Source organism: Pseudomonas rossensis (assembly GCF_039888995.1).
Classification (GTDB): Bacteria; Pseudomonadota; Gammaproteobacteria; order Pseudomonadales; family Pseudomonadaceae; genus Aquipseudomonas; species Aquipseudomonas rossensis.
In genome coordinates, this window is sequence record NZ_JBBWCB010000223.1 from 1 (window position 1) to 5,818 (window position 5,818).

A 5,818-nucleotide genomic window follows, 5' to 3' on the forward strand; every position below is an offset into this window, starting at 1 on the left:
CCTGAGTTTGCGGTCTTCCTGAAACACCGCATCGTCTGATTTCACGACTGCTTTGCAGCCGAACGCAGGCTTCGCCAGCTGCTACGGATCGCGTTTTGGCTTAACTGATCGGCATTAGCTTTTCGAGGCGCCTTTTTTGTGCCGGCAATTTTAGAACTTGTAACCCAGGCCAACCATGTAGATGAACGGGTCTACGTCCACATCGACCTTGGCGCGAGTGCCCTGTGCCACTGCGTTATTTTGCACGGTCGCGGTGGTGTCGATGTCGATGTAGCGCACCTGGGCGTTGATCATGATGTTGTCGGTCAGCATGTAATCGGCGCCGACCTGGAAGGCCATGCCCCAGGAGTTATCCGCCTTGAAGTTGCTGAAGCCGTTGGCGCTGGCTTCGCTGCCAACGTGCTCGTCGTAGATCCAGGTGTAGTTGATGCCGGCGCCAACGTACGGCTGGAACGCGGACTTGGAGTCCAGTGGGTAGTACACAACGCTCAGCGTCGGTGGCAGGTGTTTCAGCGTACCGAGTTTGCCGTTGGCCGCGCCGAGGGCGGTGCCTTTGATCTTCACGTCATGCTCGAACGGCGAGGCCGCCAGCAGCTCGATCCCCCAGTGGCTGTTGAGCATGTAAGCGAAGTTCAGACCCAATTGCGTGTCGCTGCTCATGGTGGCCTTGCCACCCAGATCGGCACCCTTCAGCGGGCCTTGATCAACCTTGACGCTGGAGCTGTCGGCTTTCGGGTTGACGGTGATTGCACCGGCACGAACGATGATATCGCCGGCTTCGTGGGCGTAGGCTAACGGTGTTGCGAGCGCGAGGGCAAACAGCGAAGCGCAGAGCTTGGACTTGTGCATTGAGGGCTCCAAAGGACGTTAAAAATTTCGATGTCCAATGGTACGGAGCCGTCTGATACGGTCTTTTGACTCAGCTCAATGAAACAGTGATGGCCCTGATTTTGTTGGCGCCTCTGATGGCCTCATCGCGAGCAATCGAGCGTCGACCGGCTGCTCCCACATTTGATCTGTGCATCAACACAAATCTCCTGTGGGAGCGAGCTTGCTCGCGATGGCTATCTAACAAACAACACAGAACTCCCGGATTCACTCCGGCAATTCATACACATAAATCTTGTCCGCCTGCATCTGATACCCGGCATCCGCCAACTCGCTGGTCGACGCTTTAACCTGCAATGCACCTTCGATCCAGTACGGCTGATACAACTCGTCGAGCTTCACACCCACCTGGCTTTTGACGTGCACGATCTGGTTCGACGGCGGTGGCGGCACGTGGATGCAGGCGCCGAAATAAGGCACCAGCAGAAACTCCGTGGTGCGACCTTCTTCACTCACTTCCAGCGGCACTATGTAGCCCGGTAAACGAATGTTCTGCCCGTCGAGGCTTTTCACCACCGGTGCGTTCGGCATGTCTTGCTTGGCTGCGGGTGCCGATTCAGCGGCCAACGCCTTGCCCATCTGTGACAGGTCGTGCAGCGGCGTCATGTTCGGCACTTCCGGTGCAGCGTCCGGCGGGATCATTTCCGACCAGGTCAGGTCTTTCGGCTCGGCCGCCCACAGGGGCAAGGCGACCAGCATCAACAGCGCAAGCACAGCACGGGGCATGTTCAACGTCCTCATAAACGGATCGACAGGCCATCGGCCAAAGATTGGCGATACGCGCGCCAGGCCGGCACGCTGCCCATCAGCAACGCGGCGATCAGGATGCCACCGAGCAGCGTCCATTCATATTCGCTCGGCCAGGCCAGCGGCAGGTACAAGCCGTAATTCGCCTGCACATAACCTTGAGCCAAGGCGATGCCCACATACAAAAGACATACCCCGGCAATCACGCCCGACAGTGCCAGGGCAAACGCCTCCAGCACCAGCAACGTCGCGATGTGCCACGGTCGGGCACCCACTGAACGCAGAATCGCCATCTCCCGACGGCGTTCGTTGAGGCTGGTGAGGATCGCCGTGAGCATGCCGATCAACCCGGTCAGCACCACGAACAGCGAGACCACGAACAAGGCTTTTTCCGCCGTGCTCATCAAACTCCACAGTTCTTGCAGCGCCACGCCCGGCAGGATCGCCAGCATCGGTTCACCCCGAAATTCGTTGATCTCCCGCTGTAGCGCGAAGGTCGAAATCTTGCTGTTGAGGCCGAGCATGAACGCCGTGATCGCCTGCGGCGTCAGGTCCATGTTGCGTGCCTGATCGGCACTGATCCGACCGTTACCGCGCGCCGGCACGCCGTTGTGCCAGTCGATGTGAATCGCTTCCATACCGCCGAGGCTGATATGCAGCGTGCGGTCCACCGGGGTGCCGGTGCGTTTGAGAATGCCGACCACGGTGAACGGCTTGTCGTCGTGCTTGACCAGGCTGATCACCGCCACGCCGTGGGCCAGCACCAGTTTGTCGCCGAGTTTGTAGTGCAGCGCATCGGCCACTTCGGCACCGAGCACCACTTCAAACGGATCGGTGGCGAAGGCGCGGCCGTCGGCCAGTTCCAGGTGTTGCTGATGACCGTATTGATAGTGCTCGAAGTACGCCTCGGTGGTGCCCATCACCCGATAACCGCGATGGGAGTCGCCGAGGGACATCGGGATTGCCCACTTCACTTTCGGGTTGTTGGCGAAGTGCTCGAAGCTGTCCCAACGGATGTTGTTGGTGGCGTTGCCGATGCGGAACACCGAGTACAGCAACAGGTTCACCGAACCGGAACGTGCGCCGACGATCAGGTCGGTGCCGCTGATGGTGCTGGCGAAACTGGCCTTGGCTTCGGTGCGCACGCGCTCCACGGCTAGCAGCAGGCAGACCGACAGGGCAATGGCGAACGCGGTGAGGATCGCCGTGAAGCGGCGGTTAGCCAGGCTGGCCATGGCTAGACGAAACAAATACATCTCAGACCTCGGACGGGGTGGCGGCGCGATTGAGATCGGCCAGCGACAGGTGGCGATCGAACAGCGGCGCCAGGCTCTGGTCATGGCTGACGAACAGCAGGCTCGACCCGGCGTCGCGGCATTCGGCGAACAGCAAGCGAATGAAATTCTCGCGGGCGTCGTAATCCAGGGCCGAAGTCGGTTCGTCGGCGATCACCAATTCAGGCTGACCGATCAACGCGCGCGCAGCGGCAACCCGTTGCTGCTGGCCGATGGACAGCGAATCGGCGCGGCGGCTGAGGATGCTTTCATCCTTCAGGCCCAGGTGGGCGAGGAGGGTGGCCGCCGCCTGATCGACGCTGCCATGGCGCAGGATCGCCCGTTGAGCGCGCAGCTTGGAAAAGTGGCAGGGCAACTCAACGTTCTCGCGCACCGAGAGAAACGGCAGCAAGTTGAACTGCTGGAAGATGTAGCCGGTGTGATCGACCCGGAAATGGTCGCGGGCACCGGCCGAAAGTTCGGTCAGTTCCTGGCCCAGCAATCGGATGCTGCCGCGATTGGGCTTCTGCACACCACCGAGCAGGCCGAGCAGGGTGGTCTTTCCGCTGCCGCTGGGGCCTTTGAGGAACAGGGTTTCCCCAGGCTCCAGGCGAAACGCCGGGATATCCAGCAGCGGCGGATGACCGGGCCAACTGAAGCCCAGGTCGGACAGTTCGATGAGTGCTTGGGTCATAGCGCCGATTTCATTGTTTTGATGACCTGTAGGAGCTGTCGAGTGCAACGAGGCTGCGATCTTTTGATCTTGATCTTTAACGTCAAAAGATCGCAGCCTCGTTGCACTCGACAGCTCCTACAGGGGATCGGGTGAATTTAGAATTTCAGGGCGGCAGCCTTGGCCGTCACTTCTACACCTTGCTGCCCGCTCGGGCTGATCAGTTGTACCTGAATCTTCTGGGTCGCCGGGAAGGTGTTGAAGATGTTCGCCAGGTCCAGGGTTTTCAGTGCGCCCGGTGCCGAGCAGCTGAATTGATAATGAGCGTGGATTTCGCTGTGGTCGTGGTGATGTTCGCCCTTGGCCTCTTCGTCGTGATCATCATCGGCATCCGGCTTGCCGCCGAACAACGGGCTTTCCAGTTCCTGTGTCGCGACCACGCAACCAGCGGCTTTCGGCAGGTTGAACAGCACCAGCGGTTTCTCCAGCTGCGCACGAACGGCGGCGACTTTGGCCTTGTCGGCGTCGGTGACAGCGGCGTGTTCGAAACCCACCAGGTTCATCGCCGGGCTTTCCAGTTCCAGCTCCAGGGTCTGACCGTCCAGCGCTGCGTTCAGGCGACCGACACCATGTTCGTGGGCGCCGAGGCTGCCGTGCTCATGATCATGTTCATCAGCAGCGTGGGCGACGGCCAGCGGCAACAGGGCAAACGGCAGAGCGAGAAGCAGACGGCGCATGGCGGGTCTCCGAAAAGTAAAATGAAGAGTTTGTTATGTAATCTTATAACGTAAGTGCCGAGAGTTTGACCGCCTGCTTGGTGTTGCACAAGTCCCATGGGAGCATGCAAGTCAGAAATGTGCAGGAGCAGACTTATGTTGCGTATACGCGGAAGCATCGGCGACTGGCCGGTGGATTTGACGCTGGAGATGGATGACGGCGACTGGGCGCGGCTCGGGGCGCAGTTGCAGGTGGTGAAGCCCGAAGCCAGTGCAGCGCCGGCAAAACCGATCAATCAGGATGATGCACTGTGGCAGATCGCCAAGGATTTGCTGCGCAAGGCCGGGCAATTGAGCGGGCCGGATTTGCTGGATCAGTTGGAAGGTCTGACCGGCAGCGCGGCGTCGGGCAAACGCTTGCTGGTGCGTTTGCGCCACTGCTCTGATGTGAAGGTGACGAGCGGCGGGGATACGCCGCTCTACAGATGGATCGAGTAAAACGCAAAGATCGCAGCCTCGCTTCGCTCGACAGCTCCTACAGGGAAACAAGATCCCATGTAGGAGCTGTCGAGTGAAACGAGGCTGCGATCTTTTGATCTTTCAATAAAGAGCAGCAAACAACTTGCGGCGGTACGTGGCCACCAGTGGATGATCGTTGCCCAGCAGTTCGAACACCTTCAGCAAGGTCTTGTGCGGCAGGCCTTCGCTGTAGCTGCGATTGCGCACGAACAGCTTGAGCAACGCATCCAGCGCCGCATCGTACTGCTGACGGGCCAGTTGCTGGATCGCCAGCTGATAAACCGCTTCATCGTCCTGCGGATTTTTTGCCAGACGCGCTTTCAGGTCTGCCACATCCGGCAAATCCTTGGCTTGGCCGAGAAACTGGATCTGCGCCTTGGCGCCGGCGAGGGCGGCCTTGTGCTCATCGCTCTTGACTGCGTCGAGCACGGTTTGTGCTTCGCTCAACTCGCCACGTTCGGTGAGGCAGCGGGCGTAGAGAATCAGCGCCTTGGCATTGGTGTTGTCTTCGCCCAGCAGCACTTTCAGTGTGGCTTCGGCGTCGGCAAAGCGGTTGTCATCAAACAGCGCCTGAGCCTGTTCGAACGGGTCGGAAGCAGCCGGTGGCGGCATTTGCACGTGAGGTTCGAGCATTGCGCGTACCGCAGATTCAGGCTGTGCACCGGCGAAACCATCCACCGGCTGACCGTCCTTGAACAGCACCACCGTCGGCAGGCTGCGAATGCCGAAGCGCGAAACGATGTCCGGCTCGACGTCACAGTTGACCTTGGCCAGCAACAACTCGCCCTGATAGCTCTCGGCGATGGTTTGCAGCATCGGCATCAAGGCCTTGCACGGCGCACACCATTCGGCCCAGAAATCCACCAGCACCGGTTTGTGGAAAGAGTTCTCGATCACCGACTGCTCGAAATCGGCAGTCGTGGCGTCGAAGATGTACGGCGTTTCCTGACTCATGGGGGATCTCGTAAAAGCGTGAATGGGGCAACTATACGACTTGGCGG

The 5,818-nt window shown here is 59.7% G+C and carries 7 protein-coding genes; 1 reads left to right on the top strand and 6 read right to left on the bottom strand.

The genetic code is table 11. From position 1 onward, the window contains the following. Window positions 1-150: 150 nt before the first annotated feature. From WLY71_RS29280 to WLY71_RS29300, 5 genes are all read right to left on the bottom strand, one after another. Window positions 151-849: an OmpW/AlkL family protein gene (locus tag WLY71_RS29280; protein WP_347806348.1), complete on the bottom strand. Its 699-nt coding sequence runs from the start codon at window positions 847-849 to the stop codon at window positions 151-153. 246 nt (window positions 850-1,095) lie between these two features. Further along, window positions 1,096-1,614, bottom strand: coding sequence for a DUF3299 domain-containing protein (locus tag WLY71_RS29285; RefSeq protein ID WP_347806349.1), 519 nt, complete (start codon window positions 1,612-1,614; stop codon window positions 1,096-1,098). 11 nt (window positions 1,615-1,625) lie between these two features. Next, the gene (locus tag WLY71_RS29290) at window positions 1,626-2,891 is read right to left on the bottom strand and encodes an ABC transporter permease (RefSeq protein ID WP_347806350.1); all 1,266 of its coding nucleotides are present in this window, start codon (window positions 2,889-2,891) and stop codon (window positions 1,626-1,628) included. A 1-nt stretch (window position 2,892) separates the two neighbouring features. Then, window positions 2,893-3,603 (bottom strand): ABC transporter ATP-binding protein, encoded by a 711-nt coding sequence (locus WLY71_RS29295; RefSeq protein ID WP_347806351.1) that lies wholly within the window; start codon window positions 3,601-3,603, stop codon window positions 2,893-2,895. 137 nt (window positions 3,604-3,740) lie between these two features. Continuing rightward, on the bottom strand, window positions 3,741-4,319 hold the full coding sequence (locus WLY71_RS29300; protein ID WP_347806352.1) for a DUF2796 domain-containing protein: 579 nt from the start codon (window positions 4,317-4,319) through the stop codon (window positions 3,741-3,743). A 135-nt stretch (window positions 4,320-4,454) separates the two neighbouring features. On the opposite strand from WLY71_RS29300, the gene WLY71_RS29305 reads away from it, so the two are divergent. Then, window positions 4,455-4,796 carry a hypothetical protein gene (locus WLY71_RS29305; protein WP_347806353.1) on the top strand — a complete coding sequence of 114 codons (342 nt, stop codon included), beginning with the start codon at window positions 4,455-4,457 and terminating at the stop codon, window positions 4,794-4,796. Window positions 4,797-4,898: 102 nt separating this feature from the next. Here the strand turns inward: WLY71_RS29305 and trxA are convergent, their stop codons facing one another. After that, window positions 4,899-5,771: a thioredoxin gene (gene trxA, locus WLY71_RS29310; protein ID WP_347806354.1), complete on the bottom strand. Its 873-nt coding sequence runs from the start codon at window positions 5,769-5,771 to the stop codon at window positions 4,899-4,901. Window positions 5,772-5,818 lie beyond the last annotated feature (47 nt).

Excerpts from the sequence above, each read along its gene's own strand:
- WLY71_RS29280 (WP_347806348.1), bottom strand. The coding sequence starts at position 849 with ATGCACAAGTCCAAGCTCTGCGCTTCGCTGTTTGCCCTCGCGCTCGCA.
- WLY71_RS29285 (WP_347806349.1), bottom strand. The coding sequence starts at position 1,614 with ATGCCCCGTGCTGTGCTTGCGCTGTTGATGCTGGTCGCCTTGCCCCTG.
- WLY71_RS29290 (WP_347806350.1), bottom strand. The coding sequence starts at position 2,891 with ATGTATTTGTTTCGTCTAGCCATGGCCAGCCTGGCTAACCGCCGCTTC.
- WLY71_RS29295 (WP_347806351.1), bottom strand. The coding sequence starts at position 3,603 with ATGACCCAAGCACTCATCGAACTGTCCGACCTGGGCTTCAGTTGGCCC.
- WLY71_RS29300 (WP_347806352.1), bottom strand. The coding sequence starts at position 4,319 with ATGCGCCGTCTGCTTCTCGCTCTGCCGTTTGCCCTGTTGCCGCTGGCC.
- WLY71_RS29305 (WP_347806353.1), top strand. The coding sequence starts at position 4,455 with ATGTTGCGTATACGCGGAAGCATCGGCGACTGGCCGGTGGATTTGACG.
- trxA (WP_347806354.1), bottom strand. The coding sequence starts at position 5,771 with ATGAGTCAGGAAACGCCGTACATCTTCGACGCCACGACTGCCGATTTC.